Source organism: Phycicoccus sonneratiae (genome assembly GCF_016887965.1).
GTDB classification, from domain to species: Bacteria; Actinomycetota; Actinomycetes; order Actinomycetales; family Dermatophilaceae; genus Phycicoccus; species Phycicoccus sonneratiae.
Genome location: NZ_JAFDVD010000024.1, coordinates 18796 through 45221, shown reverse-complemented (window position 1 = coordinate 45221; position 26426 = coordinate 18796). Strand labels below are relative to the sequence as shown.

Genomic DNA, 26426 nt, shown 5'->3' with positions numbered 1-26426 from the left:
ACCTAGGCTCGGTGGATGACCACCGTGCCTGCGGAGCGTCCTCGCCTGGTCCCCGCGCTGCTCCTCGCCGCCGTCGTCTTCGGGGCGCTCGACGCCTTCTGGCTCACGGTCGGCTCGGGCGCGCTGTACGACGAGCAGATCGGGCACCTGCTGGCGGAGTCACCGGATGCCGGTGCCGCGGTGGCGTTCTACGTCGTGTACCTGCTGGGGTTCACCCACTTCGTGCTGCGACCTGCCCTCGAGGCGCGGTCGAGGACGCGTGGGCTCCGGGATGCCGCCGCGTTCGGGCTGGTCACCTACGCGACCTTCGACCTCACGGCGATGGCGGTGTTCCGCGACGTGCCGCTGGTCGTCGTGCTCGTCGACCTCGCGTGGGGAACGGTGCTCTGCACGGTGACGGCGGCCGTGGTGCTCGGGGTGCTGCTCCGCCGCGGCCCCGCTCCTGACCCGACGCGTCAGCGCTTCTTCGGCGGGAGCGGGAAGAACATCGACGTCCGTTCCATGTACTCGGGGTAGCCGGGGCGCTTGGCCATCTCCGACTCGAGCAGTCGCGCTCCGGTCGCGAAGGCGAGGAAGTACGTCATGACGACCGGCGACAGCACCGTCAGCACCCCCGGCCAGGCCTCGGCGGCGACGACGAACAGGCCCCACCAGACGGCGGAGTCGCCGAAGTAGTTCGGGTGGCGGGTCCAGCCCCAGAGCCCCCGGTCCATGACCTTGCCCTTGTTCGACGGGTCGGCCTTGAACGCCTTGAGTTGCGCGTCCCCCACCGACTCGAAGGTGACCCCGACGAGCCAGACGACCACCCCGAGCGCGCCGACCCAGCCGAGGGCCGAGTCGGTGGCCGCCGCGACCTGGAGCGGCAGCGAGACGAACCACGCCGCGACGCCCTGCGTGCCGAAGACCCGGACGAGCGCGTACCGGAACCGCTTCTCCGGCGGCTGCGAGGACAGCAGCTTCTCGTAGCGCGGGTCCTCGCCATGCCCGAGCGCGCGGCCGCGGATGTGCCACGCGAGCCGGCCGCCCCAGAGCGTGACGAGCACCGCGAGCACGAGCGAGCGCACCGAGTGCTGGCCGAGCGCGTACGCCACCCAGCCGATGGCGACGAACACCAGCCCCCAGGTGACGTCGACGACCGCGACCCGGCCGAGCCGCTTCGCGACCACCGCGGTGACGCCCATCGCGAGGGCCGACGTGACCAGGGACCCCAGCAGGACGACGACGAGGACGCCCCCGTCGAACGAGGAGCCCATCAGCGGGCGGGGTCCGACACGACCGCCGGGCCGCCGGGACGGCGCAGCAGCAGCTGGTCGACGCCCATCCGGTTGTCCCGGAACGCCTGCGAGCCGCCGACGAGGTAGAGCCGCCAGACGCGCGCGCCCTCCTCGCCGATGAGCTCGACGGCGCGGTCCCAGTTCTCCTCGAGGGTGCGGGCCCACGCGTCGACGGTCCACACGTAGTGCTCGCGCAGCGCGTGCACCCCGCGGACCTCGAAGCCGGCGTCCTGGAGGAAGTTCAGGGTGTCGCCGACGGGCCGCATCGTCATGTCCGGGGCGATGAACTGCTCGATGAACGGACCGCCGCCCGGGTGGTGCCCGGCGAAGCGCGACATCTGCTGAACGAGGACGTACCCGCCCGGGCGCACGGCACGGTGCAGCACCGACGCGTAGGTGTCGTAGTTCTTCTCGCCGACGTGCTCGCCCATCTCGAGGGAGGCGACGGCGTCGAACGGCTCGTCGCGGACCTCGCGGTAGTCCTGGAGGCGGATCTCGACGCGGTCCTCCAGGCCCCGCTCGCGGATGCGGGCGTCGATGAACGCCTTCTGCTCGGCGGCGATGGTCACGCCGGTGACCTGCGCCCCGAAGTGCTCGGCGGCGTACAGCGACAACGACCCCCAGCCGCAGCCGACGTCGAGGAAGCGCATGCCCTCGGAGAGCCCGACCTTGCGGCACACCATGTCGAGCTTGGCGGCCTGCGCGTCCTGCAGCGGCATGTCCGGCCCGTCGGCGAAGAACGCGCACGAGTAGGCCATGTGCGGGTCGAGGAGGAACTCGTAGAACTCGTTCGACAGGTCGTAGTGGTGACTGATCGACGCGCGGTCACGGGCCAGCGAGTGCAGCCGACCCTTGATGACGGCCTGCGTGGCCGGCGGCGCCGGCGGACGGGCGAGCGCCCTGGTGTCGCGGCCGAGGCGCACGAGGTCGGGCAGCAGGCGGGCCAGCCGGGCGGGCGTCAGCGGCGGCAGGGAACGGGCGGCCACCGTCTCGCGGACCAGGTCGAGCGCGTCGCCGACGTCGCCGTGCACCTCGAGCTCGCCGGTGACGTAGGCCTGCGCCGCCCCGAGCTCGCCCGGGTGCCAAAGGAGCCGGGTCAGGGCCTGCGGGGTGCGGAGCTCGACGAGCATCCCGTCCGCGGGCCCGGCCTCGGACCCGTCCCAGGTGCGGAGCCGGACGGGCAGCGGCCCCCCGAGCAGCGGCCGCAGCGCGGCCTCGATGCGCCCCGCGACACCTCCCGCGGTGGTGGTCGTCCGGCCGTGCTCGGTCATCGTCACGTGCTGCTCCTGGGGTCGGTGGGTCGGGCGACGCTGCGTGGACGGGGCGCTGGAGGCGCTCCGGCCGTCACGAACGGGGTTCGGAGTCGGCCGACGCGCCGGATTCCTCGTGGGCCGCCTCGTGCGACTCCTCGCGGGCGCGGCGACGGTCGCGGGCGGCGGCCGTGAGCAGCGCGACGTCGGCGACGAGGTCGGGACCGAGGTGCATCGCCCCGATCTCCTCGAGCACCCGCGGGGTGGTGCCGCGGCCGGCGAGCCACAGCGGGTGGGCCTGGGCCAGCCGGCGCAGCGCCGGTGCGTGGGCCCGGAACCCCGACGGCCGGCGCGACGCGAGGACGACGGCGTCGGGGCGGGTGAGGTCGGCGGCGGAGGCGAGCGAGGCGACGGGGGTGTCGGGGCCGAGGTAGCGGATGCGCCACCCGGCGCGGCCCAGGAGGACCCCGAAGCCGAGCAGGATGATGTCGTGGAACTCGCCCGGGGGACAGGCGAGCACGGCGACCGGCCCGGTGCCGATGCCCCACGTGAGGGACAGCGCCCCGAGGCGCCGGCGGACGAGGCTGCTCGCGAAGTGCTCCTGGGCGATGCCGATGCGGCCGAGCTCCCACATCTCGCCGACGCGGACGAAGAACGGCACGAGGACGTCGACGATGGCGCTCTCGACCGAGCGGTCGAGGAAGGCGGTGTCGAGGACGGCGTGCGCGCGGTCCTCGTCGAGCGCGGTGACGGCGTCGAGCAGCTGGGCGACGAGCACCGGCGGGTCGGCGCGCATCGTGTCGCGCGCGGACTGCCCCACGTCGGCGGGGAGGTCACCGTCGGCGAGCGCGCCCATGGCCGCGGCGGCCCCGGCGCGCTCGGCGGCGAGCACCTGGCGGGCGGCCTCCATCGCGCTGACCCCCTGCTCGCGCAGGGCGAGGACCTCACGCACGCGGCGCTCGTCGTCGGTGCCGTAGAGGCGGTAGCCGCCGGGGGAGCGGACGGGGTCGAGGAGGTTGTACCGGGACTCCCAGGCGCGCAGGACGTGGGTGCTGACACCCACTCGGGCAGCCAGCTCGCCAATCCGCATCGACGGGGGGACCGAACGCCTCACACGGCCACGGTAGGCGCTGGCCGGAGATTTGACAAACCTTTGACGAAGGTCGACGGAAGGTTCTACGGTCATGCCCATGCCGCCCACCCCTGCGGAGCGCTCCACGGCGCCCGAGCGCATCGCCGTCGTCGGGGCAGGGGTCTCGGGACTCACCGCCGCCCACGTCCTCTCCGGCCGTCACGAGGTGACGCTCTACGAGGGCGACGCCCGGCTCGGCGGGCACGCGCACACCCACACCGTGCCGACCGGGCACGGCGACCTGCGGGTCGACAGCGGGTTCATCGTGCACAACGACCGCACGTACCCGTTGCTGCGCAGGCTGTTCCGCGAGCTCGGCGTCGAGGCGCGTGACACCGAGATGTCGATGAGCATCCGCGACGAGTCCACCGGCCTCGAGTACGCCGGCGGCCGCGGCGTCAAGGGCTTCGTCGCCCGTCCGCGCCAGCTCCTCGACCGCGAGTACGTCGGGATGCTCCGCGCCGTCAAGCGCTTCCACGCGCTCGCCGCCCGGTTCCTCGCCGAGACCGACGACGAGGACACGACGACCTACGGCGAGTTCATCCGCGACGCCGGCTTCCCCGAGTCCTTCACCCGGCTCTACGCCGTGCCCGTCGTCGCCTGCGTGTGGTCCAGCGGCGAGGGCCAGGCCCTCGACTACCCCGCCCGCTACCTGTTCCGCTTCCTCGAGCACCACGGGATGCTGTCGGTCGGCGACTCACCGCAGTGGATGACCGTCGTCGGTGGCTCGCGCACCTACGTCGACCTGCTCGCCGCCCGGCTCCCCGCCGTGCACGTCGGCGACCCCGTCACGTCGGTGGCCCGGACGCCCGACGGTGTCGAGATCCGCACGGCCGGAGGCCGGTTCGACCGCCACGACCGGGTGGTCGTCGCGACCCATGCCGACGACGCGCTCCGCCTGCTCGCCGACCCCACGCCGGCCGAGAAGGAGGTGCTCGGCGCGTTCCGGTACTCCCGCAACGAGACGGTGCTGCACCGCGACGGCTCGCTGATGCCGCGCGCCCGCCTGGCCCGCTCGTCGTGGAACTACCTCGTCGGCGACGACCCGTCGAAGGGCGCGGTCGTCACCTACTGGATGAACCGCCTGCAGGGCCTGCCGGCCGACGAGCCGTTCTACGTGACGCTCAACGCCGCCGACCGCATCGACCCCGGTAGCGTCGTCGCCACCATGGAGTACTCCCACCCCCTGTACGACGTCGACGCCGTGCGTGCCCAGCGGCGGATCCCAGAGATCACGACCGACCGCACGGCGTTCGCCGGCGCCTGGCAGGGCTGGGGCTTCCACGAGGACGGCTGCCGCTCCGGCGTCGAGGCGGCCCGGGCCCTCGGGGTCGACTGGTGACCCGGTGACCACCACCGCCGACCTGCCCACCCTGCCCGCGCTCGTCGTGGGCCGGGTGCACCACACGCGCCACCGCCCGGTGCGGCACGCGTTCACCCACGCACACACCCAGTGGCTCGTCGACCTCGACGACGTCCCGCGCCTGCCCCGCTGGCTGCGGCCGCTCGCGTCCTTCCGGGGCGAGGACCACCTCTCCGGCAACCCGGGCCTCGCCGCGCTCAAGGGCAACGTCCTGCGCGTCCTCGAGCGCGACGGCGTCCCCACGGGCCCCACCGACCGCGTCGTCATGCTCGCCCACGCCCGGGTCCTCGGCCACGTCTTCGACCCGATGAGCGCCTTCTGGGTCTTCGCCCCCGACGGCACGCTGCGAGCCGTCCTCGTCGAGGTGCACAACACCTACGGCGGCCGGCACGCGTACGTCCTGCGCCCCGACGCCGGCGGCCGGGCGAGCACCGACAAGGACTTCTACGTCTCCCCGTTCAACGACGTCGAGGGCGAGTACGCCATCCGCCTCACGATGTCGCCGCGGACCGTCGGGGTGGCCATCCGTCTGCGGGTGCACGACGAACCCCTCGTGACCGCGACCGTCACGGGCGAGCCGAGGCCGGCGACGACCTCGGCGGTCGCCCACAGCGCGTTGCGGCACCCGTTGATGCCCCAGCGGGTGAGCGGGCTGATCCGCGTCCACGGCATCTGGCTGTGGTTGCGGAGGTTGCCCGTCCGCCCCCGCCCCGACCACTCCCTGGAGAGCGTGCGATGACCACCGCCGACACCCCCCGCCTCGAGCTCGCCGCCCCGCGGCTGACCTTCCCCCGCGTCCTCACCCGCGGCGCCGTGGCCAAGGCCATCACCGAGGTCGCCGTGCGCCCTATGCCGATCCGGATGCGCTACCCCGACGGCACCGTCGTCGGCGACGGCGGCCCGGACAGCCCGATCCTCGACGTCGTGCGGCCGCGCGCGCTCTTCCGCCGGCTCGAGGCGCACCCGAAGATCGGGCTCGGCGAGGCGTACATGGCCGGTGACTGGCGGGCCGGCGAGGGCACCGACCTCGCCCGGGCCCTCATGCCGTTCGCGGCCCGGATGGGCGAGCTCGTCCCCAAGCCGCTGCTCTCGCTGCGCGGGCTCGTCGACCGCGCCATCCCGCGCCACCAGCGCAACACGCTCGAGGGCTCGCGCAGCAACATCAGCGCGCACTACGACCTGTCGAACGACCTGTTCTCGGCGTTCCTCGACCCGTCGCTGTCGTACAGCTCGGCGCTCTTCGACCCGGCGCGCCCCGTCGCCGAGCAGGACCTCCACGAGGCCCAGGTGCGCAAGGTCGAGGCCATCCTCGACGCCGCCGACGTCCGCGCCGGCTCGCGCGTCCTCGAGATCGGCACCGGGTGGGGCGAGCTGTCCATCCGCGCCGCCGCGCGCGGGGCCACCGTCACCTCGGTCACGCTGTCCTCGGAGCAGCGCGACCTCGCCCTCGAGCGCATCGCCGCGGCCGGGTACGCCGACCGCGTCGAGGTGCTCCTCCAGGACTACCGCGAGACGACCGGCCAGTTCGACGCGATCGTCAGCGTCGAGATGATCGAGGCCGTCGGGGAGGAGTACTGGGAGACCTACTTCCAGCAGATCGACTCCCTGCTGGCTCCCGGCGGCGCGGTCGCGGTGCAGGCCATCCTCATGGAGCACCACCGCCTGCTCGCGACGAAGGGGTCCTTCGGCTGGATCCAGAAGTACATCTTCCCGGGCGGTCTCATCCCCTCGCTGCAGGCCATCCGCGACGTGACGCGTGAGTCGACGACGCTGCGGGTAGAGAGGGTGCAGGCGTTCGGGGCCGACTACGCGGAGACCCTGCGTCGCTGGCGCGAGACCTTCATCGCCCGGTGGGACGAGATCGAGCACCACGGCTTCGACGAGACCTTCCGGCGGATGTGGGAGTTCTACCTCGCGTACTGCGAGGCGGGGTTCGCCACGGGGTACCTCGACGTCGCCCAGATCCGCTTCACCCGCCAGGAGGACCGATGACCCTGACCGTCGAACGCACGATCCGCACCTCGGCCGACGCCGAGACCGTCTTCCCGTACCTCGTCGACTTCCGCAACGCGACCGAGTGGGACGCCGGGACGGTCTCGTGCGAACGGGTCTCGGGTAACGGGGGGCCGGGCACGACGTACAAGAACGTCTCGAAGTTCGCCGGCAACACCGTCGAGCTCGAGTACACGACCGAGGAGGTCTCCGAGCCGCGCTTCGTCATCGTCGGCCGCAACGAGACGACGATGAGCCACGACACGATCACCGTCCGGCCCGAGGGGTCCGGGTCGGTCGTCACCTACCGCGCCGACTTCGAGTTCACCGGCCTCGCACGGTTCATCGCGCCGATCATGACGCCGCTGCTCGGCCGGCTGGGTGACCGCACGGCCGCCCAGCTCAAGGAGGCGCTGGACCGCCGGTGAGCGAGAGCGCAGCACACCACGACGGGGCCGGCCGCCGGGCGCTCGTCACCGGGGCCACGGGCTACATCGGCTCGCGGCTCGTCCCCGCGCTGCTCGAGCGCGGGTGGACCGTGCGCGTCCTCACCCGCGACGCCGACAAGGTGTCGGACCGCACGTGGGTCGAGCGCGCCGAGGTCGTCGAGGGGGACGCGACCTCGCGGACCGACCTGGCCGAGGCGCTCGCCGACGTCGACGTCGCCTACTACCTGCTGCACTCGATGGACAGCGAGGGCGGCTTCGTCGAGCGCGACCGCGAGATGGCCCGCACCTTCGGCCGGGCCGCCTTCGAGGCCGAGGTCGGGCGCATCGTCTACCTCTCCGGGCTGCACCCGCACGAGGGGCCGCTCAGCGACCACCTCGCCTCGCGGGTCGAGGTCGGCGACCTGCTCATGGCCAGCGGGGTGCCCACCGCGGTCCTCCAGGCGGCGATCATCCTCGGCTCGGGGTCGGCGTCCTTCGAGATGCTCCGGCACCTCACCAGCCGGCTGCCGGTCATGGTCACCCCGAAGTGGCTCGACAACCGCATCCAGCCGATCGCGGTGCGCGACGTCCTGCACTACCTCGTCGGCGCGGCCGACCTCCCCCCGGACGTCAACCGCACCCTCGACGTCGGCGGCCCCGACGTCCTCACGTACCGCGAGATGATCACCCGCTTCGCGCGGCTGGCCGGCATGTTCCCGCGCACCATCGTCACCGTCCCGGTGCTCACGCCGCGGCTGGCCAGCCAGTGGGTCGGGTTCGTCACCCCGGTGCCCACCGGACTGGCGAAACCGTTGGTGGAGAGCCTGCTCCACGAGGTCGTCTGCGAGGAGTCCGACGTCGACGAGCTCGTCGGCCCGCCGCCCGGTGGTGCCCTCGGCTACGACCGCGCGGTCACCGACGCCATCGCCGGCGACGGTGCCGACCCCCGCCCCGAACCCGGCACCGTCGACCCGGCGCGGGTCACCGCGGCCGACCCCGCGTGGGCCGGAGGCGGTCGCGGCGCCGGGTCGTGAGGGGTCCGCGGTGAACCCGGTCGCCGAGCTCCGCGCCTTCGTGCGGGCCGCCCTCGTCGACCCCGTGCCCCGCGACCACACCGAGTCCGACGCGGCCTTCCGCCGCCGGCGCCGGGTCGCGGTCGTCACCCTCGTCGTGGGCGCCGGCATCCTCGCCTGGGCCCTGCGCATCGAACCCGGTGACCCGACCTTCTACGTCGCCACCTTCGCGCTCGCCGCCGTGTGGGCCGTCGGCGCGTTCGCGTCCGGGCCGCTGCACCTCGGGCGGGCGCACCGCCGGGTCGGCGGCCGGGAGAGCCGGGCGGTGGTGCAGTCCCTCGCGCTCGGCCTGCTGCTGCTCGCGCTCTTCCTCGCCGGCTCCGTCGTCGTCGCCCGGGTCCCGGTGCTGCGCGACCCGGTGCAGCAGCTCCTCGACCACGCCCGCTTCGGGTCGCTCGGGGTCGTCGCCGTCATCACCGTGGTCAACGGGGTCGCGGAGGAGCTGTACTTCCGCGGGGCGCTGTACGCCGGCGTCGGGCGGCGGCACGCGGTCGCCGTGACGACGCTCGTCTACGCGCTCGTCACCGCCACCTCCGGCATCCCGCTGCTCGTGCTGGCCGCCGCCCTCGTGGGGCTGGTCGTCGGGCTCCAGCGGCGGGTCACCGGCGGCATCCTCGGCCCGGTCGTCACGCACCTCACGTGGTCGCTCGGGATGCTTCTCCTCCTGCCCCCCGTCCTCGACCGCCTCTCGTGAGGAGCGACCCCCGATGACCTCCGTGCTCTGGCTGCGCCGCGACCTGCGCCGCCGCGACCATCCCGCCCTCGTCGCCGCCCGCGACGCCGCGGGGGACGGCGACCTCGTCGTCGCCTTCGTCGTCGACCCCCGGTTCTGGGACGGCGGCGGGCCGGTCCGGCGGGCCTGGCTGGCCGCCAACCTCCGGGCCCTCGACGAGTCCCTCGACGGCAACCTCACGCTGCTGCACGGCGACCCGCGGCAGGTCGTCCCCGCTCTGGCGCACCGGGTCTCGGCCTCGTCGGTCCACGTCTCGCGCGAGACCACCCCCTCCGGCGTCCGCCGTGACGAGGCGGTGCGCGACGCGCTCGGCGACGGTGTCGAGTGGGTCGAGACGGGCACGCCGTACGCGGTCGGCCCGGGCATCGTCCGCAACGGGTCGGACGACCCGTACAAGGTGTTCACCCCCTTCTCGAGGGCCTGGCGGCAGCACGGGTGGCCCGAGCCGGCGCCCACCCCGCGCTCGCTGCCGCTGCGGCACGCGCGCAACGACGCCGACGCCACGGCGGCCCTCGACGCCGCGCTGTCGGCGCCCGACCTGCCCGAGCTGCCGCCCGCCGGCGAGGAGGCGGCGCTGCGGCGCTGGCGGGCCTTCCGCGACGACGCGCTCGGCGACTACGCCGACGCCCGCGACCGCCCGGCCCAGGACGCCACGTCGCGGATGTCGCCGTACCTCAAGCTCGGGGTCGTCCACCCGCGCACCCTCCTCGCCGAGGTCGCGGACCGGCGCGGTTCGGGGGTCGAGACCTTCCGCGACGAGCTGGCCTGGCGCGAGTTCTACGCCGACGTCCTGTGGCACAACCCGAAGAGCGCGTGGGCCGACCTGCGGCCGGCGCTGCAGGGCATGCGCTACGACGAGCACGAGGACGCTGTCGAGGCGTGGCGGGCCGGCCGCACCGGGTACCCGGTCGTCGACGCCGGGATGCGTCAGCTGCTCGCCGAGGGGTGGATGCACAACCGGGTCCGGATGATCACCGCGAGCTTTCTCACCAAGGACCTGCACGTGTGGTGGCCGGTGGGGGCGCGGCACTTCCTCGACCGGCTGTGCGACGGCGACCTCGCGTCGAACAACCACGGCTGGCAGTGGGTGGCGGGCACGGGGACCGATGCCTCACCGTACTTCCGCGTCTTCAACCCGGTGACCCAGGGCGAGAAGTTCGACCCGTCCGGCGACTACGTGCGGCGCTGGGTCCCCGAGCTGCGCCACCTCGACGGCAAGGCCGCGCACCGGCCGTGGGACCACGACGAGGGCTACGCGCACGACTACCCCGAGCGGATCGTCGACCACGCGGCCGAGCGTCAGGAGGCCCTCGACCGGTACGCCGCCGTCCGTCGCTGACCGGCCAGACGTCCGAGCATCTTTCGACGAATGTGTCGATTGCTGCACATCGATCGGCAGGCGTCCGTCCACGAACTGACGAATGTGTCGATTGGTGGACACCGGCTGGCAGGCGTCCGTCCACGAACTGACGAATGTGTCGATTGGTGGACACCGGCCGGGGCGCTGTCGAAGGTCGGCGCCTTTTCCACACACGGACTTGGGGAAAAGACGCGGCCGCCGGTAGACTCCACGACGACGAGGGGAGTACTTCCCAAGTCCGTTCCGGTCAGTACGAGCGCCCCACGGCGCTCCCGGTGCGGCGCCGCCCCCGGGCGGTGAAGGAGACCTCAGGACCGTTCACCGTGCCCTGAGGAGCCATCGTGTCCACCCTCCCCACCCTGCTCGCCGCGGCCGAGCCCGCCGCCGCCGAGTCCTCCGTCGGAACGCCCCTGCTCTGGGGCGTGACGATCGGCGCCGTCCTCGCCCTCTTCGCCCTCGACTTCCTCCTGACCCGCAAGCCGCACGAGGTCTCGATGAAGGAGGCCGTCGCCTGGTCGAGCTTCTACATCGCCCTCCCGCTGGCCTTCGGCGTCTACATCTGGACGCAGTACGGCGGCGACCGCGGGCTCGAGTACTACACGGGCTACCTCGTCGAGAAGTCGCTCTCGGTCGACAACCTCTTCGTCTTCATGCTCCTGCTCACCGCCTTCGCGGTCCCCAAGGAGCTGCGCCAGCGGGTGCTGCTCATCGGCGTGGCCGGCGCGCTGGTCCTCCGCGGCATCTTCATCGCCCTCGGCGCCCAGCTCATCTCGATGTTCTCGTGGACCTTCCTCCTCTTCGGCGTCATCCTGCTCGTCACGGCGGTCAAGGTCCTCAAGGACGCGATGTCGCACGAGGACCAGGCCGTCGACATCGGCTCGCTGCGCTCGGTCAAGGTGCTGCGCCGCTTCTTCCCGGTCGTCGAGGACTACCGCGGCCCGAACCTCACCGTCCGCGAGGCCGGCAAGCGTGCGCTCACCCCGCTCGGGCTCGTCGCGGTGGCCATCCTCGGCACCGACATCGTCTTCGCCGTCGACTCCGTCCCGGCGGTGTTCGGCATCACCGGCGACGCCTACCTCGTCTTCGCGACGAACGCCTTCGCCCTGCTCGGCCTGCGGGCGCTGTACTTCGTCCTCGAGGGCGCGCTCGGCTCGCTGGTCCACCTCGGGCACGGCCTCGCGGCGATCCTCGCCTTCATTGGCGTCAAGCTCGTCCTCCACTGGGCGCACGGCATCTGGCCGGGCACCCCGGAGGTGCCCACGCTCGCCTCGCTCGGGGTCATCGTCGGCATCCTCGCCACCGTCACGGTGACGAGCCTGCTCGCCAAGCGGCGGGCCGAGGCGCGCGGCGAGAGCTTCGACGAGGAGCCGCTCGAGCAGGTCGGCTCCGAGCACTCCTGAGCCCGCCACGGCCGGGGCGTGGGCGCCGCTGGTGCGCCCTCGCCCCGGTCAATACGGTGGGGGAGTGAGCGCACCCGGACCCCTCGCCCGCGAGGTCGACACCGACCGCTGCACCGGCACCGTCCTCGACGAGGGGGGCCTCGTCCTCGCCTGGGCCCCCACCGGGCACGCGCCGGTGCTCTTCGCGCACCCCGGAGTCCCGGTGCGGTCCGGCACACCGCCCCACGCCGGGATCCCGGTGTGCTGGCCGTGGTTCGGACCGGGGCGTGGCGGCGGGATGACGCCCTCGCACGGGTTCGCCCGGTCGAGCACGTGGCAGTTCCTCGGGGAGGACGAGGGGCCCGACAGTCGCGTCCTGCGTCATCGCCTGACGCCGGACGACGCCTCCCACCCCGACTGGTCGCAGGCGTACCACCTCGACCTCGTCACCCGCTTCGGCACGACTCTCGAGGTCACCCTCTCGACGACGAACACCGGCGACGAGCCCTTCGTCGTCGAGGAGGCGCTGCACGCCTACCTCGCGGTCGGTGACGTCCGCCGGGTCGTCGTCGGCGGGCTCGACGGCACGCCCTTCCACGACAAGGTGCTCGGCGAGGACCTCGTCCAGGAGGGCGACCTCGTCCTCACCGGCGAGACCGACCGGGTGTACCGCAGCAGCGCCGACGTCGTCGTCACCGACCCCGTGCTCGGCCGGCGCCTCACCGTCTCGACCACCGGGGCCGCCGATCGCGTCGTGTGGAACCCGTGGTCCGAGAAGGCGATCGGCCTCGACGACATCGGCGACCAGTGGCCGCACCTGCTCTGCGTCGAGGCCGCCAACGTCCTCGACGACGTCGTCACCGTCGACCCGGGCCAGACCCGGTGGATGACCTACCGCCTGTCCGTGGAGGACCTGTGACCAGCTGGCTCGACACCCCCGCGCACCGTGAGTGGCTGGGGCGCGGACTCGCCGACGTCCTCGGCTTCGCCCTCGGGTCGATCCGTCCCGACGGCGGCTTCCACCACCTCGACGGCGACGGCACACCGCTGCCCGACCGCGGCCCGCAGCTGTTCCTCACCGCCCGGATGGCCTACACCGCGGCCGCCGGTGTGCGGCACGGGGTCCCGGGCTCCGGCGAGCTGCTCGACCACGCGATGTCCTCGCTCACCGGCCTGCACGCCGACCACGTGCACGGCGGCTGGCTCAGCGAACCGGGGACCGAGACGCGGAAGATGACCTACGACCACGTGCACGTCGGGCTCGCGGCGTCCGCGGCGCTGGGTGTCGGGCACCCTTCCGCGGCAGCGCTGCTCGAGCAGGTCGTCGAGGTCGTCGACGCCCACCTCTGGGACCCCGCGAGCGAGGCCCTGCGCGAGTCGTTCGCGCCGGACTGGTCCGACTCCGAGGACTACCGCGGCGCCAACGCCAACATGCACGGGCTCGAGGCGTTCCTCGCGATGGGCACCGCGACGGGGGACGCCGTCTGGCACCGGCGGGGCCTGGCCGTCGCCGAGCGCATCGTCGACGGGTTCGCGCGCGAGCAGGGGTGGCTGCTCCCCGAGCACTACACCGCCGACTGGCAGGTCCTCCCGGAGTACAACCGCGACGAGCCGAACCACCCGTTCCGTCCGTACGGCGCGACCTTCGGGCACTCGCTCGAGTGGGGTCGCTTCCTCCTCCAGCTCGACGAGTCGCCGCTCGTCGGGTCACCGGCCTGGCTCGTCGAGGCCGCCGACGCCCTCGCCCGCCGGGCCCTCGACGGCGGGTGGGCCCTCGACGGTCGCCCCGGGCTGGTCTACACCGTCGGCTGGGACGGCCGGCCGGTCTCCGACGTGCGGCTGCACTGGCCGGTGTGCGAGGGCCTCCAGCTCACCGCCTCCCTCGTCCGGCGCACCGGGGACGAGCACTGGGAGGGCTGGTACCGCCGGCTCTGGGACCACGCGGCCCGCTACTTCGTCGACGAGCGGGGCACGTGGCGCAACGAGCTCGACGAGCAGATGCAGGAGGCGGGCACCATCTGGCCCGGCCGACCGGACGTCTACCACTGCGGCGGCGCGCTGGCCGGCCCGCTCGAGGCCTGACCCGCGCCCACCGTGGGGCGTACCCTCCGCTCATGGGACTCGTCGACCTCGTCGCCGGCCACCCGGAGGCGACCCCGCACGCCGAGGCGCTCGCCCACGCGGAGCACGGCGCCACTGTGTACTGGCGTCCCGGCTGCCCGTTCTGTGGGCGCCTGCGGATGGCCGTGCGCCGGGAGCGGTCCCGTGCCCGCTGGGTGAACATCTGGGAGGACGACGACGCGCGGGCGTACGTGGCGAGCGTCAACGACGGCAACGAGACCGTGCCGACCATCGTCATCGACGGCGTGCCGCACACGAACCCGGACCCGAGGCTCGTCCGGGACGCCCTGCGGCGCTGAGCGCAGCTGGTCAGGCGAGGACGACGACCGCGCTCGGGTCCTCCTGCGGCAGGTCCGGGTCGGCGACGGCGGTGACGCCGAGGGCGAACGGCCCGGTCTCGGCCCCGAGCGTCGTCATCAGCGCCACGTCGGCCGCGTCGCGCCCGGTGCCCGTGCGCACCATCGAGGCACGGGGCGCGAGTCGCGTGGCGTCGAGCAGGCGCCACTCGTCGCCGACCGCCACCTCGACGACGGCGTGCGCGTCCATCGGGTCGAGTCCCGGCGCGTAGACCGAGACGTACCGCGCAGGCACCTCGAGCGCCCTCAGGAGCGTCGTCGTGAGGTGCGCGTAGTCGCGGCACACGCCCTGCCCGGTGTGCAGCGGGACGAGGGCGTCGTCGCCCGCGTCGGTCGAGCCCGGCGTGTACTCCGTGCGCGCGCCCACCCACTCGACGACCCGCAGCGCGAGCTGCCACGGGTCGTCGACGCCGCCGAACTCGCCTGCGGCCCAACCGGCGACGCGGTCGCTCGGGCAGTACCGGCTCGGCAGCACGTACGTGAAGCGGTCGGCGTCCGTGACGGGTGCGGGGCGCGAACCGGCCGACACGGTGGCGGCGTACTCGACGCGCAGGTCGCCGAGCGGCGCATCGACGAGGTGCAGCCGGGTGCCGTGGCCGAGCGCCACCTCCCGGACGGCGAGCGTGTCGCCGTCCGGCCCGGAGACGGTCAGTGACTCCTCCGCGTCGAGGTGCGCGGCGACGGCGAGGCAGAAGGCCAGCTCACCGGCCGCCACGACCTCGGTGCGGAGGTCGAGCGTGACGGAGGTCGAGGTCAGAGCCATCCGAGCCCCTGGGCGATGAGGACGAGGCCGAAGACGAGGAAGGCCGCGGCGGCGCCGTACTTGATGACCTTCTCGGGCAGCTTGCGGCCGAGCACCGCGCCGACGCCGATGGCCAGCGCGTCGGCCGCGACCATCCCGACCGTGCTGCCGACCCACGTGCCGAACCAGCCCTCCTGGGTCGCGAGCGTGATGGTCGCGAGCATCGTCTTGTCGCCGAGCTCGGCGAGGAAGAAGGCGGTGCCGACGGCGAGGAGCGCCGCGCCGGTGCTGCGACGGGCCTTGTCTGCCTCGTCGTCGGTCAGCTCGTCGCCGCGCAGGGTCCACGCGGCGAAGACGAGGAAGGCGACGCCGGCGACGACCGAGATGACGCCCTGGTACTGCTCGAAGGCGGTCCCGACGGCGGCGCCGATGCCGACGGAGACGAGGTGGACGACGGCCGTGGCGGCGGTGATGCCGATGAGGACGTCACGCACCCGGTAGCGGGTGGCGAAGGTCATCGCCATGAGCTGGCTCTTGTCGCCGAGCTCGGCGACGAAGATGACGGCCGTGCTGAGCAGGAACGCGTACATGTGGTGGGGGCTCTTCCTCGTGCCGGACGAGGAGTGCCGCGGGACGGACCTCTCGGCCGGCACGTCCGGTGATGGGCACGTGCGTCTGGCCGAAAGTCTCGTCCGCCACCGGTGGTGGCCCGCCGTACCGGACCCGGGGGTCAGTGTGTCGACACGGCGATTGGGGACTACTCCCTTTCACGGCCAACGGTAGCGGCGATGCGCCGTCGACGCGAAATCGGCCCGCCGTCAGCGGGTGCTGCGCGTGGCGTCGATGAGGCGACCGAGCCGGTCGCGGATCTCCTCGAGCTCGGCGACGTCCATCCCGAGCCGTTCGATGACCGCCGGGGGGATCTGCTCGGCCCGGCGTCGCAGCCGGCGCCCGGCCGTCGTCAGGGCGACGGTGACGACCCGCTCGTCGCCGCTGTCTCGACGGCGGTCGACGAAGCCGGCCACCTCCAGCCGCTTGAGCAGGGGCGAGAGCGTGGCCGGTTCGAGGCTGAGACGTCGCGCGATCTCCGAGACCCGCAGTGGCGACTCCTCCCAGAGCGCCAGCATGACGAGGTACTGAGGGTGGGTCAGGCCCATCGGTTCGAGCAGCGGCCGGTAGAGGCCGATGACGTTGCGGCTCGCGACCGCGAGGGCGAAGCACACCTGGCGGTCGAGGGCGAGGAGGTCGACCGCCTCCTCGGGTGCGGGGTGGCGCGTGGGGGACACGGTGTGATCCTACGGTGTCGGGAGCGTAGGATCGTGGACGAATCATTAGTGCACTAAGTAGATGGAGTGATCATGGCCCGCCAGTCGTCCGAGGGGCTCTCCCTCCTGTACCGCCTCGGGTGGCGGTTCCGGTACGTCACGACGAGCGTCTTCGGTCCGGCCCAGCTGGGCACCGACGACCCCCAGCTGCGCCTGCGGCGCGAGCGCGAGCGGAAGGTGGCCGCTGCGCGAGCCCGTCGCGAGGCCTCCTGACCTGCGTCCGAGGGCGTTGGCGGTCCGGGTGAACGAGGTCACGGCATACCCGGCGCCCCCGCTGTCGTTGGACCTTCTCGGTTCCCCGCCCCCGACACCCCTGGAGGTCCCCGATGACCGAGTCCGCCCCGACCACGACCGCGCGCGAGTGGCGCCTCCGGACCCGCCCGACCGGCTGGCCCACCCCGGACGACTTCGAGCTCGCCGAGAGCGAGGTCCCCGAGCTCGCCGACGGTCAGGTCCGCGTGCGCAACGTCGTCCTCTCCGTCGACCCGTACATGCGCGGCCGGATGAGCGCCGCCAAGTCCTACGCCGCCCCCTACGAGCTCGGCGAGGCGATGACCGGCGGGGCCGTCGGCGTCGTCGAGGAGTCGCGCGCCGACGGGTTCTCCGTCGGTGACCACGTGCTGCACGGGCTCGGCTGGCGCGAGGTGGCGGTGCTCGACGCCTCCGAGGCCCGCGTCCTCGACGCCTCTGCCGCACCGGCATCCGCGTACCTCGGCGTGCTCGGGATGACCGGCCTCACCGCCTACGCCGGCCTGACCCGGACCGCGTCCCTGAAGGAGGGCGACGTCGTGTTCGTCTCGGGCGCGGCGGGTGCCGTCGGCGGCGCGGTGGGCCAGGTGGCCAGGGCGCTCGGCGCCTCGCGGGTCATCGGCTCGGCCGGCTCGCCCGAGAAGGTTCGCCACCTCACCGAGGACCTCGGGTTCGACGCGGCCTTCTCGTACCGCGACGGCCGCGTCTCGGACCACCTGCGCGAGCTGGCCCCGGACGGCATCGACGTCTACTTCGACAACGTCGGCGGCGAGCACCTGGAGGCGGCCATCGGGTCGCTGCGGCTCGGCGGGCGGATCGCCGTCTGCGGGATGATCTCGGTCTACAACGACACCGAGCCGGCCCCCGGACCGCGCAACCTCGCGCGGCTCATCCAGACGCGCGGTCGGATCGAGGGCTTCCTCGTCGGCGACCACTACGACCTCGCCGGCGAGTACTTCCGCCGCGCGGCCGGCTGGCTCGCCGACGGCACGCTCTCGCTGCGGGAGACCTCGGTCGACGGGTTCGAGAACGCCGTCGACGCCTTCCTCGGCGTGCTGCGGGGCGAGAACACCGGTAAGATGGTCGTCCGCCTCTGACCCCGCCCCTCCGCACCCCACCGGGCGGGTCCGCCCACCGGTGAGGTGCGGAGATGGCCCGGGGGAGCCATGGACACACCCCTCCGACGGGAGGAGGATCGGCGGGCGCGGCGCGTCCGCCCCCAGGGGCCGGGTCGCGACGCTCGTTCCGGTCGAGGGGTGGTTCTCGTGCGTGTCGTCCGTGTCCTGGTGGTCCCGGTTGTGCTCGGTCTCGGCCTGACGGGAGGGGGTGCGGCGACGGCCCACGGCGGGCACGGCTTCTCGCCGGGTGCGACGAGCATCGGTGACCCGTACTTCCCGGGCGACGGCAACGGTGGCTACGACGTCCAGGCCTACGACCTCGACCTGCGCTACACCCCGTCGACCGACGTCCTCGCGGGGCGGGCGACGATCCGGGCCCGGGCCACGCAGAACCTCTCCACGTTCACGCTCGACCTCGACGGGCTCACCGTGCGGCAGGTGCTCGTCGACGGCAAGCCGGCGCGGTGGTCGCGGCGGGCCGACGAGCTGACCGTCCGCCCGGCACGCGGGCTGGAGCGGAAGCACACGTTCACGACCGTCGTCCGCTACGACGGGGTGCCCAAACCCACGGTCGAGTTCGGCGGGCCGTCGGGGTTCATCCACACCGATGACGGCGCGCTCGTCGTCGGGCAGCCGCACGTCGCGGACACCTGGTTCCCGGTCAACGACCACCCCAGCGACAAGGCGCGCTACCACGTCGCCGTCACCGTGCCGCGGGGCCTGACGGCGGTCTCCAACGGCTCGCTCGTGAGCCACCGGACCGCCCACGGCTGGACGACGTGGGTCTGGGACGAGCCCGACCCGATGGCGTCCTACCTCGCGACCGCGAGCGTCGGGGAGTTCCGGCTCAGCACGCGCCGGCACGGTGGCATCCGCATCATCGACGCCGTCGACCCCGACCTCTACGACCCGGTCGCCGCCCCACGCACCGGCTCCGCCTTCGTCGCCAGCGGTCAGGCCGACTCGTCGTACAAGCGACTCGTCCACACGGTCACGGTGCCGGCGAGCGGGGCGGAGCTGTCGTTCTGGGTGACCCGGGCCACCGAGGAGTCGTGGGACCACTTCTTCGTCGAGGCCCACCCGGTGGGCTCGGACGCGTGGACGACCCTCCCCGACGCCAACGGCCACACCTCGACGAGCACCGGCAACAGCTGCCCCGGGTGGCTGGACATCCACCCCTTCCTCGAGCACTACCAGACCGCCGCGGGCGCCGACGAGCCGTGCACGCCCACCGGCACCACCGGCTCGTGGAACGCGGCGACGGGGCTCAGCGACGGCCCCGAGCAGTGGCGGATCGACCTCTCCCCGTACGCCGGTCAGCAGGTGGAGGTGTCGCTCAGCTACGCGAGCGACGACGTCGTCCAGCTGGGTGGGGTCTTCGTCGACGACGTCGTGGTGTCCACCGGTGAGGGCACGACGTCGTTCGAGGCCGACGCCGACCCGCTCGACGGGTGGTCGGTGCCCGGTCCACCACCCGGCAGCCCCGGCAACGAGGACGACTGGACGGTCGGCGGCACCGAGCTCGTGCCGCCGAGCACCGGCGCCGTCGTGGATGCCTCCTTCGCGCGCGAGGGCGAGGTCCTCGACTTCCTCTCCTCGACGTTCGGGCCGTACCCGTTCCGGACCTCGGGCGGCATCGTCGACGACGTGCAGGGCCTCGGGTTCGCGCTCGAGAACCAGACCCGCCCGATCTACTCGCGCGACTTCTTCAGCGACGAGACGAGCGGCGTCGGCGTCATCGTCCACGAGCTGGCCCACCAGTGGTACGGCGACAGCGTCGCGCTGGAGCGGTGGAAGGACATCTGGCTCAACGAGGGCTTCGCCACCTACGCCGAGTGGCTGTGGAGCGAGGACCAGGGCACCGGGACCGCGCAGGAGATCTTCGACGGCTGGTACAGCGGCGACTTCGTGCCGCAGGACTCGCCCTTCTGGGACCTCGTCATCGGCGACCCGGGCCCGGACCAGCTCTTCGACAACCCCGTGTACATCCGCGGGGCGATGACCCTGCACCAGCTGCGGGTCACCGTCGGGGACAGGGACTTCCGAACCATCCTGCGCCGGTGGGCGGCACAACACCGCGGAGGCAACGGCACGACGAAAGAGTTCGTCCGGCTGGCCGAGAAGGTGTCGGGGCAGCAGCTGGACACGCTCTTCCGGGAGTGGCTGTACACGCCGGGGCTGCCGGAGGTCGACCGGCCGACCTCGAAGCGCTCGGCGACGGCGTCGTCCCTGCCGAGCGCCACGCGGGCCGCCCAGCTGCGGTTTGCGAGGGAGGGCGTGGCCGGCCGCTGAGGCCCCGACGGGCCGTCGCGGCGGGACGGCGGCGTAGGGTCGCCGGATGAGCGACATGCGCCACCGGCCCCTCGGCGACAGCGGTCTCATGGTGTCGGTGGTCGGGGTGGGGTGCAACGCCTTCGGCTCGCGCATCGACGCCGACCAGACCCGGGCCGTCGTCGACGCCGCGATCGACGCGGGCATCACCCTCTTCGACACCGCCGACTCCTACGGCGACGGCGCGAGCGAGGAGCTGCTCGGGCGGGCGCTCGGTGCCCGGCGCGAGCAGGTCGTGCTCGCGACGAAGTTCGGGATGGGCGACCACGAGGCCGAGCACTTCGGCGCGCACGGCTCGCGGCGGTACGTGCGGCGGGCGGTCGAGGCGAGCCTGCGACGGCTCGGCACCGACCACATCGACCTCTACCAGCTGCACCGGCCCGACCCCATCACGCCCGTCGAGGAGACGCTCGGCGCGATGAGCGAGCTCGTCACCGAGGGCAAGGTGCGGTACATCGGGTCCTCGAACCTGTCGGCCTGGCAGGTCGTCGACGCCGACTGGGTGGCGCGGACCGCCGGGACGCAGCGCTTCGTGTCGGCGCAGAACGAGTACTCGCTGTACAACCGGATGGCCGAGACCGAGCTCGTGCCGGCCTGCGAGGAGGTCGGGGTCGGTCTGCTGCCGTACTTCCCGCTGGCCTACGGGTTGCTCACCGGCAAGTACCGGCGCGGCGAGGCAGCGCCGGAGGGGACCCGGCTCGCGGCCTCGAGCCAGGCATCGCGGCTGGAGTCCGCGCGCTGGGACCGCATCGAGGCGCTCGAGGCCTTCGCGCGCCAGCGGGACGTCTCGATGCTCCAGCTGGCGGTCGGTGGGCTCGCGGCGCAGCCGGCCGTGGCGAGCGTCATCAGCGGGGCGACCCGCCCCGAGCAGGTGCGCGCCAACGTCGAGGCCGGCCTCTGGGAGCCGACCCTCGAGGACCTCGCCGACCTCGACGCGCTCGGCGAGGACCCGGCGTTCTCGTACACGACCTTCGCCTGAGGCCCCGCGCTGCTGCCGGCGTCGGGGCTCAGGTGCCGACGACCCACTCGCCGTAGAACAGGGCGAGTCCGGCGAGGACGAAGATGCCGGCGACGATCCAGAACCGGATGACGATGGTGATCTCGGCCCAGCCGACGACCTCGAAGTGGTGGTGCAGGGGTGCGATGCGGAACACCCGCTTGCCCCGCAGCTTGAAGCTCGCGACCTGGATGACGACCGATAGGGTGATGACCACGAAGAGGCCGCCGAGAACCGCGAGGAGCAGCTCGGTGCGGGTGAGGACGGCCAGCCCGGCGAGCGCCCCGCCGAGGGACAGCGAGCCGGTGTCGCCCATGATGATCGAGGCCGGAGCGGCGTTCCACCAGAGGAAGCCGAAGCAGGCGCCGGCGACGGCGGCCGCGACCACGGCGAGGTCGAGCGCGTTCGGGGTCGGGTAGCAGCCGGGTCCCGGTGCGACGGAGCAGTTCTCGTTGTGCTGCCAGAGGCTGATCATCGTGTACGCGCCGAAGACCATGACGCTCGTGCCGGTGGCCAGTCCGTCGAGGCCGTCGGTGAGGTTGACGCCGTTCGAGGCGCCGGTGATGAGCACGTTGGCCCACAGGAGGAAGAGCAGGGCGCCGAGGGCCGGCCCGGCGACGGCGAGGTCGAGCGGTGTGTCACGGACGAACGAGATCGCCGTCGACGCCGGGGCGCGGCCGCTGTCGTCGGTGACCCACAGCGCCATCGCGGCGAAGGCGATGGTGACGACGGTCTGTCCCGCGAGCTTCTGGCGCGAGGTCAGCCCGAGGCTGCGCTCGGCGCGGATCTTCGTGAAGTCGTCGAGGAACCCGACCGCCCCGAGGCCGACGAGGAGGAAGAGCACGAGCAGTGCGCTGAGCGACACCGGGTCGCTCGTGACCTGCCCGATGTCGCCGGCCTCGATGCCGAGCACGGCCAGGTGCGACCCGAAGTAGCCGACGAGCGCTGCACCGATGACGACCGCGCCGCCCATCGTCGGCTTGCCGCGCTTGACGTGGTGCAGCGTGAGGTCGTCGTGGATCGGCTGGCCGTAGCCGCGGCGGGTGAGGAAGCGGACGAACAGCGGTGTCCCGAGCAGCGACACGAGCAGGGCGAGACCGCCCGCCAGCATGACGTTGACCATCGACTCTCCCGGGTTCGGTCTGGGGGCGTCGGCCGGGCGTCCGGTCGACAGCACGGCTCGCTCCGCCTGCCCCCGGTCGACAACCGTACGCGGACCGGCTCGTCGTCCCCGGTGGGCGCGCCGCGACCGGCATCAGCCGTGGCCCTCGTCGGTTCCTGGGTCACCCACGGCGTACCGAGTGGCGGTCCTGGGTGATCGCCGGCTTCACAGCCCCTGGACGTGGACGGGGACCGCCGAGTTGCGTGCGCTGGACCCGTTCCCGAGTTGGCCCGAGATGTTGCTGCCCCAGCACATGACACCTCCGGTCGTCGTCGCGCAGGTCGTGCCCCCGCCCTCGCTGTCCTGGCCCAGAGTGCCGCCGCCGACGCTGATGCCGGTGACTCCCGAGGTCAATCCGGTGACCTGTGCGGGACTGGTCATCCGGGTGGTCGAACCGTTGCCGACCTGACCGCTGGTGTTGTCGCCCCAGCACTTGGCGGCTCCTGCGCGCGTGACGGCACACACGGTGGGGGTCGTCGCGCTGACTTGCGCGACACCCGAGGTGAGGCCCTTCACCTGAACCGGAACGGTGGAGAAGCCTGACACCGTTCCGATGCCGAGCTCCCCGTCGCTGTTGAGACCCCAGCACTTGAGGGCCCCGGTTCCGGTGATCGCGCAGTTGGTGCCGTCGCCGCCGCTCACGGACTGCACCCCTGAGGTCAGGCCATTGACCTGGACAGGCGGCAATGAGCTGGGGGTCCGGGTGTACGTGCCGTTGCCGAGCTGACCGACTTCGTTGTCGCCCCAGCACTTGACAGCGCCCCCGCCGGCCACGGCGCACGCCACCATGGGTGACCCGCCAACATCCGTCACGTTCCCTGGCAGGCCGCCGACTGTGACAGGAAGCGTGGGGCGGAACCCTGCGTCAGTGGCCCCCCAGCACATGACAGTGCCGGAGGTGGTCGCCACGCACGCACCGTACAGTCCGGCGCTGCCCAGATGGGCCACCCCGGAGCTGAGCCCCTTGACCGGCAGAGGCGTGTTCGTTGACTCCGGCGTGCTGCCCGTGCCGAGCTGCCCGTCCAGGTTCTGGCCCCAGCACTTGACGGCACCCAGACGGGTCAAGGCACACGTGAAGCGATTGCCTGCGGTGACCGCGACGACGCCGGACGCAAGGCCGCTCACCTGCACCGGCGTTCGTGAGGAGGTGTAGGTGCCGTTTCCCAGCTGGCCGGACCCGTTGTCGCCCCAGCACTTCACGCCGCCGGTCGGTGTCACTGCGCACGCGTGGGTCCGCCCGACGCTGATCGTCTTGCCCCACTTTCCTGCCCCGGGGTAGGGGTTGGTGGCCTGCGCGACCTGGGTGTGGAAGACCACCGCCTGTGCGAGGGAGTAGTCCTGGTGTGCCAGGAACAGGATGTCGAGCTTGACGCCTGCCTTGGCCTCGATGCCGAACTCCAAGGTCCACCACGGCGCCCCTGCCGGGTCGACCGTGAACTCGGCGTACACACCGGCCGAGACGTACGGACCCACTGCCCCGCCGAGCTTGAGTGAGACACTCGGGCCGACGGAGAAGCGCACCTTCGCCACACCGTTCGGGGTCTTCCAGCTGACGTCCTTGCTCTGGGTGTGGATGCGGGTGGGCGTTTCACCGTCCCACCAGTCGAACCCATCCGTCGTCGTCGTGGTGTACGCGACACCGGCCTGCAAGGCGCCACTCACCTCCAGGTTGACCTCCACCGTCCCGCTCGCCACGAAGGGTCCTGCCATGCCGAGCGGAACCGGTGTCGAGGACCACGAGCACGTGACCCCACCGTTGAGCTCCACCGCGCCCTCGAACGTCAGGGAGGTCGTGACGGACACGCGGACGTGCGTGCGTACCCCGATGCCCCAGTCTGCGAGGACGCTAACGCGCATGGGGGCAGACGCCCTGAGGGTGACCCCGGCGCTGGTGCCGGTAGTGCACCTCGGCACGATCCCTGACGCTCGCGCGCCGGAGCGGAGAGCCGGCGCCTGGCCCGGGGCAATCGGCGCCAGATCGAGGAGCGGGTCGGCGGCGCTGGTGGTCCCTTCGATGTGACCGGCGGGGAAGGCCTCCTCGAGCGGGACGGCGACGATGTCCGCCGTGGTCACCCCACTCGAGCTCGTGACGGTGGTCACCTTGCCGACGACTCCGTCGCCGTTGGCGCCGCCGGGCGGCAGGTACAGGTACCCACCGGGATCGGGCACCGGGGCGGTGGTGGTGACGGTGCCGGCGCCTCCGATGTCGGCGGGGGCAGTCACGGCGGTGGTGGTCTCGGGTGGGACCACCGCGGTGGTGGCCGGTTGGGTCATCGTCACGGTCAGCGGTGTCGCGACGTACCCGGACACGTCCACGACGAGATCCGTGGCGGACTCGGAGTAGACCGTGACCTGCCCGGTGCCTCCCAGTCGGGCGAGAACGGAGTTCGCCCTGTTGGTGCCGGCCGTGTAGTTCACCAAGGACGTGCTGGGGCGGGTCGAGCCGGTGGGGTACACCGTCAGATGCCCGGATCGGGCGGGATTGACGGCAGTGATGTTGAGGATGGCGCTGCCGACCTGGGTGTCCGGGATCCCACCGGCGCCGGCCACCGTCACGGTCAGGAGGCCGCCGGCACTCAAGCGGGCCTTGGGGGCGCCGGTGCCGCTGCGGGTGTCGACCAGTCGGGTGGGGGAGGCCAGCGGCGCGAAGTCGGACCCGGCGGGGATGTAGCCCATGACGTCGGCCAGCAGGTCGGCCCCGCTCGAGGTGTACAGGGACACCGCCCCGCTCGCGCCGACCTTGACGATGGCGAGAGCTGGCACGGTTCCGCCGCTCGCGTAGTTCAGGGTGGACGTGGACGGGCGCGGCTGTCCACCGGGGTACACGGTGGTGTATCCACCGGACGAGGCGGCGACCGCGGTCGCGTTCAGCACGACGGCGTCCACGCCGACGGCAGGGACGCCTCCTCGGCCGAGGACGGTGACCGTGACGGTACCGCCAGCGGCAGCCCGAGCCTTGGGGGCGCCGAGCCCGGAGCGGGTGTCCAGGATGCGTGCGGGCGCGAGGGGTGCGTACTTCGCGTCGTCCGGGTAGTAGCCGGACAGGTCCAGGAGCAGGTCCGTGGCGACGTTGGAGTACAGCGTCAGCCGGCCTCCGTCGCCGAGCTTGGCGAGCACGTGGTTGGCGACGGTGGCGCCCGCGGAGAAGTTCAGGTTGGAGGCGACCGGGCGCGACGACCCGGCCGGGTAGACGGTCGCGTAGCCAGCCTTGGCCGGCTGAACAGCGGTGGCGTTGACGGCGACCGCGGCCACCCCATCCGTGGGGACGCCGCCACGTCCGGTGACCTGCACCGTGACCGAGCCGCCGGCCGGGACTCGGGCGGACGGGGCGCCCAACCCGATCCGCGTGTCCAGCAGCCGAGCCGGGGTCAAGGGGACGAACCCGACGCCCTGCTGTCTGTAGGTGCCGTCCGCGGTGGCAGCGGCAGACGCCGTCGCACCGGAGAGCGCCCCGGCGGCGCCGACGACGACCGTGACCACGACGGCCAACCAACGAGTCGGATGAGCTCGCATGATGCCCCCTGCTGAATCGACATCGCACCGATCGGTGGCTGGATGCTGGCAGACGCCGCACGCGAACGGAAGGGCTTGTTCGCCGACGACGTCGGAGGGAGGACCGACGTCGACGGACCGCGACCGGCAGACCCCTCCGCGGCCTGGGGTTCCCCTTGCCCACAGTCGGCCCGCTCGTCCAGCATCGGGGAAGCAGTACTGCGGTCTTCGTGGGACTCGAACCCACAACCTACGGAAGGCTGAGAGCCTGTTCTCAGGCAGGCTGCAACAGGGCGATGAACTGCGCGAATGCCTCATGCACGCGGTGGCTGGTGGTCGTTCTTCGGTGGGTGATGTGACCGCACATGTGTCCCCGCCCGTGTCTGCCGGCGCTGACCTTCAGCAATGCTCGCGAACCTAGCCGACGGCTTTGTGTAGGTGCCCCGTGATGGTCTCGACCTCGACGTCGAACCCCGTCTCCTCCTTCACCTCCCGCACCACCGTGTCCACGATCGACTCCCCGATCTCGTGGCCTCCCCCGGCAGCGCC

General features: G+C 72.7%; 25 protein-coding genes. 16 read left to right on the top strand and 9 right to left on the bottom strand.

What is annotated here, in order from left to right; genetic code table 11:
• Positions 1–15: 15 nt before the first annotated feature.
• Entirely contained in the window at positions 16–516 is a 501-nt protein-coding gene (locus JQN70_RS18260) for a DUF2177 family protein (RefSeq protein WP_204132810.1), read from the top strand.
• Here JQN70_RS18260 and JQN70_RS18255 read toward each other — a convergent pair.
• The 3 genes from JQN70_RS18255 to JQN70_RS18245 all read right to left on the bottom strand — a co-directional run bounded on the left by JQN70_RS18255 (position 456) and on the right by JQN70_RS18245 (position 3614).
• Complete coding sequence (locus JQN70_RS18255) at positions 456–1253, bottom strand: DUF1295 domain-containing protein (RefSeq protein ID WP_204132809.1); 798 nt, start codon at positions 1251–1253, stop codon at positions 456–458. The two genes, JQN70_RS18260 and JQN70_RS18255, sit on opposite strands and share 61 nt — an antisense overlap.
• A complete protein-coding gene (locus JQN70_RS18250) occupies positions 1253–2545 on the bottom strand; it encodes an SAM-dependent methyltransferase (protein ID WP_204132872.1) in 1293 nt (430 codons plus the stop codon). Before JQN70_RS18250 ends, JQN70_RS18255 begins: the two co-directional genes overlap by 1 nt.
• A gap of 73 nt (positions 2546–2618) precedes the next feature.
• Positions 2619–3614 (bottom strand): MerR family transcriptional regulator, encoded by a 996-nt coding sequence (locus JQN70_RS18245; protein WP_239111842.1) that lies wholly within the window; start codon positions 3612–3614, stop codon positions 2619–2621.
• A gap of 100 nt (positions 3615–3714) precedes the next feature.
• Here JQN70_RS18245 and JQN70_RS18240 point away from each other — a divergent pair, with 100 nt between their 5' ends.
• The 11 genes from JQN70_RS18240 to JQN70_RS18190 all read left to right on the top strand — a co-directional run bounded on the left by JQN70_RS18240 (position 3715) and on the right by JQN70_RS18190 (position 14404).
• Positions 3715–4998, top strand: coding sequence for an NAD(P)/FAD-dependent oxidoreductase (locus JQN70_RS18240; RefSeq protein ID WP_204132807.1), 1284 nt, complete (start codon positions 3715–3717; stop codon positions 4996–4998).
• A gap of 4 nt (positions 4999–5002) precedes the next feature.
• Entirely contained in the window at positions 5003–5758 is a 756-nt protein-coding gene (locus JQN70_RS18235) for a DUF1365 domain-containing protein (RefSeq protein ID WP_307836075.1), read from the top strand.
• Entirely contained in the window at positions 5755–7011 is a 1257-nt protein-coding gene (locus JQN70_RS18230) for an SAM-dependent methyltransferase (RefSeq protein WP_204132806.1), read from the top strand. The genes JQN70_RS18235 and JQN70_RS18230 overlap by 4 nt, the downstream gene beginning before the upstream one ends.
• Positions 7008–7439, top strand: a complete 432-nt coding sequence (locus JQN70_RS18225) for an SRPBCC family protein (RefSeq protein WP_204132805.1) — start codon at positions 7008–7010, stop codon at positions 7437–7439. Before JQN70_RS18230 ends, JQN70_RS18225 begins: the two co-directional genes overlap by 4 nt.
• Positions 7436–8473 (top strand): NAD(P)H-binding protein, encoded by a 1038-nt coding sequence (locus JQN70_RS18220; RefSeq protein WP_204132804.1) that lies wholly within the window; start codon positions 7436–7438, stop codon positions 8471–8473. The genes JQN70_RS18225 and JQN70_RS18220 overlap by 4 nt, the downstream gene beginning before the upstream one ends.
• Before the next feature lie 10 nt (positions 8474–8483).
• Entirely contained in the window at positions 8484–9206 is a 723-nt protein-coding gene (locus tag JQN70_RS18215; RefSeq protein WP_204132803.1) for a CPBP family intramembrane glutamic endopeptidase, read from the top strand.
• A 13-nt stretch (positions 9207–9219) separates the two neighbouring features.
• Positions 9220–10584: a cryptochrome/photolyase family protein gene (locus JQN70_RS18210; protein ID WP_204132802.1), complete on the top strand. Its 1365-nt coding sequence runs from the start codon at positions 9220–9222 to the stop codon at positions 10582–10584.
• A 362-nt stretch (positions 10585–10946) separates the two neighbouring features.
• Positions 10947–12005: a TerC/Alx family metal homeostasis membrane protein gene (locus tag JQN70_RS18205; RefSeq protein WP_307836074.1), complete on the top strand. Its 1059-nt coding sequence runs from the start codon at positions 10947–10949 to the stop codon at positions 12003–12005.
• Between the two features lie 64 nt (positions 12006–12069).
• Positions 12070–12903, top strand: a complete 834-nt coding sequence (locus tag JQN70_RS18200; protein ID WP_204132801.1) for a D-hexose-6-phosphate mutarotase — start codon at positions 12070–12072, stop codon at positions 12901–12903.
• Positions 12900–14066 carry an AGE family epimerase/isomerase gene (locus JQN70_RS18195; RefSeq protein ID WP_204132800.1) on the top strand — a complete coding sequence of 389 codons (1167 nt, stop codon included), beginning with the start codon at positions 12900–12902 and terminating at the stop codon, positions 14064–14066. Before JQN70_RS18200 ends, JQN70_RS18195 begins: the two co-directional genes overlap by 4 nt.
• Before the next feature lie 32 nt (positions 14067–14098).
• Positions 14099–14404 carry a glutaredoxin domain-containing protein gene (locus tag JQN70_RS18190; protein WP_204132799.1) on the top strand — a complete coding sequence of 102 codons (306 nt, stop codon included), beginning with the start codon at positions 14099–14101 and terminating at the stop codon, positions 14402–14404.
• A gap of 10 nt (positions 14405–14414) precedes the next feature.
• Here JQN70_RS18190 and JQN70_RS18185 read toward each other — a convergent pair whose 3' ends face one another.
• The 3 genes from JQN70_RS18185 to JQN70_RS18175 all read right to left on the bottom strand — a co-directional run bounded on the left by JQN70_RS18185 (position 14415) and on the right by JQN70_RS18175 (position 16489).
• A complete protein-coding gene (locus JQN70_RS18185; RefSeq protein WP_204132798.1) occupies positions 14415–15224 on the bottom strand; it encodes a transglutaminase-like domain-containing protein in 810 nt (269 codons plus the stop codon).
• Positions 15215–15793 carry a TMEM165/GDT1 family protein gene (locus tag JQN70_RS18180; protein WP_204132797.1) on the bottom strand — a complete coding sequence of 193 codons (579 nt, stop codon included), beginning with the start codon at positions 15791–15793 and terminating at the stop codon, positions 15215–15217. Before JQN70_RS18180 ends, JQN70_RS18185 begins: the two co-directional genes overlap by 10 nt.
• A 228-nt stretch (positions 15794–16021) precedes the next feature.
• Positions 16022–16489 carry a MarR family winged helix-turn-helix transcriptional regulator gene (locus JQN70_RS18175; RefSeq protein ID WP_307836073.1) on the bottom strand — a complete coding sequence of 156 codons (468 nt, stop codon included), beginning with the start codon at positions 16487–16489 and terminating at the stop codon, positions 16022–16024.
• A 72-nt stretch (positions 16490–16561) separates the two neighbouring features.
• Here JQN70_RS18175 and JQN70_RS18170 point away from each other — a divergent pair, with 72 nt between their 5' ends.
• The 4 genes from JQN70_RS18170 to JQN70_RS18155 all read left to right on the top strand — a co-directional run bounded on the left by JQN70_RS18170 (position 16562) and on the right by JQN70_RS18155 (position 21205).
• Positions 16562–16741: a hypothetical protein gene (locus JQN70_RS18170; protein WP_204132796.1), complete on the top strand. Its 180-nt coding sequence runs from the start codon at positions 16562–16564 to the stop codon at positions 16739–16741.
• Between the two features lie 113 nt (positions 16742–16854).
• Positions 16855–17874, top strand: coding sequence for an NADP-dependent oxidoreductase (locus JQN70_RS18165; protein ID WP_204132795.1), 1020 nt, complete (start codon positions 16855–16857; stop codon positions 17872–17874).
• A gap of 159 nt (positions 17875–18033) precedes the next feature.
• Positions 18034–20187 carry a M1 family metallopeptidase gene (locus JQN70_RS18160; protein ID WP_204132794.1) on the top strand — a complete coding sequence of 718 codons (2154 nt, stop codon included), beginning with the start codon at positions 18034–18036 and terminating at the stop codon, positions 20185–20187.
• Positions 20188–20242: 55 nt separating this feature from the next.
• Positions 20243–21205: an aldo/keto reductase gene (locus JQN70_RS18155; protein WP_204132868.1), complete on the top strand. Its 963-nt coding sequence runs from the start codon at positions 20243–20245 to the stop codon at positions 21203–21205.
• A 28-nt stretch (positions 21206–21233) separates the two neighbouring features.
• Here JQN70_RS18155 and mraY read toward each other — a convergent pair whose 3' ends face one another.
• The 3 genes from mraY to JQN70_RS20405 form a co-directional block, all read right to left on the bottom strand.
• The gene (mraY, locus tag JQN70_RS18150) at positions 21234–22346 is read right to left on the bottom strand and encodes a phospho-N-acetylmuramoyl-pentapeptide-transferase (RefSeq protein WP_204132867.1); all 1113 of its coding nucleotides are present in this window, start codon (positions 22344–22346) and stop codon (positions 21234–21236) included.
• Positions 22347–22550: 204 nt separating this feature from the next.
• A complete protein-coding gene (locus tag JQN70_RS21110; RefSeq protein WP_204132793.1) occupies positions 22551–25865 on the bottom strand; it encodes an RCC1 domain-containing protein in 3315 nt (1104 codons plus the stop codon).
• 429 nt (positions 25866–26294) lie between these two features.
• Positions 26295–26375: a hypothetical protein gene (locus tag JQN70_RS20405; protein WP_326521463.1), complete on the bottom strand. Its 81-nt coding sequence runs from the start codon at positions 26373–26375 to the stop codon at positions 26295–26297.
• Between the last annotated feature and the right edge of the window lie 51 nt (positions 26376–26426).

Bases quoted from the DNA above. Each gene is read 5' to 3' on its own strand.
- JQN70_RS18260 (WP_204132810.1), top strand. From the start codon at position 16: ATGACCACCGTGCCTGCGGAGCGTCCTCGCCTGGTCCCCGCGCTGCTC.
- JQN70_RS18255 (WP_204132809.1), bottom strand. From the start codon at position 1,253: ATGGGCTCCTCGTTCGACGGGGGCGTCCTCGTCGTCGTCCTGCTGGGG.
- JQN70_RS18250 (WP_204132872.1), bottom strand. From the start codon at position 2,545: ATGACCGAGCACGGCCGGACGACCACCACCGCGGGAGGTGTCGCGGGG.
- JQN70_RS18245 (WP_239111842.1), bottom strand. From the start codon at position 3,614: ATGCGGATTGGCGAGCTGGCTGCCCGAGTGGGTGTCAGCACCCACGTC.
- JQN70_RS18240 (WP_204132807.1), top strand. From the start codon at position 3,715: ATGCCGCCCACCCCTGCGGAGCGCTCCACGGCGCCCGAGCGCATCGCC.
- JQN70_RS18230 (WP_204132806.1), top strand. From the start codon at position 5,755: ATGACCACCGCCGACACCCCCCGCCTCGAGCTCGCCGCCCCGCGGCTG.
- JQN70_RS18225 (WP_204132805.1), top strand. From the start codon at position 7,008: ATGACCCTGACCGTCGAACGCACGATCCGCACCTCGGCCGACGCCGAG.
- JQN70_RS18210 (WP_204132802.1), top strand. From the start codon at position 9,220: ATGACCTCCGTGCTCTGGCTGCGCCGCGACCTGCGCCGCCGCGACCAT.
- JQN70_RS18190 (WP_204132799.1), top strand. From the start codon at position 14,099: ATGGGACTCGTCGACCTCGTCGCCGGCCACCCGGAGGCGACCCCGCAC.
- JQN70_RS18185 (WP_204132798.1), bottom strand. From the start codon at position 15,224: ATGGCTCTGACCTCGACCTCCGTCACGCTCGACCTCCGCACCGAGGTC.
- JQN70_RS18180 (WP_204132797.1), bottom strand. From the start codon at position 15,793: ATGTACGCGTTCCTGCTCAGCACGGCCGTCATCTTCGTCGCCGAGCTC.
- JQN70_RS18170 (WP_204132796.1), top strand. From the start codon at position 16,562: ATGGCCCGCCAGTCGTCCGAGGGGCTCTCCCTCCTGTACCGCCTCGGG.
- JQN70_RS18165 (WP_204132795.1), top strand. From the start codon at position 16,855: ATGACCGAGTCCGCCCCGACCACGACCGCGCGCGAGTGGCGCCTCCGG.
- JQN70_RS18155 (WP_204132868.1), top strand. From the start codon at position 20,243: ATGCGCCACCGGCCCCTCGGCGACAGCGGTCTCATGGTGTCGGTGGTC.
- mraY (WP_204132867.1), bottom strand. From the start codon at position 22,346: ATGGTCAACGTCATGCTGGCGGGCGGTCTCGCCCTGCTCGTGTCGCTG.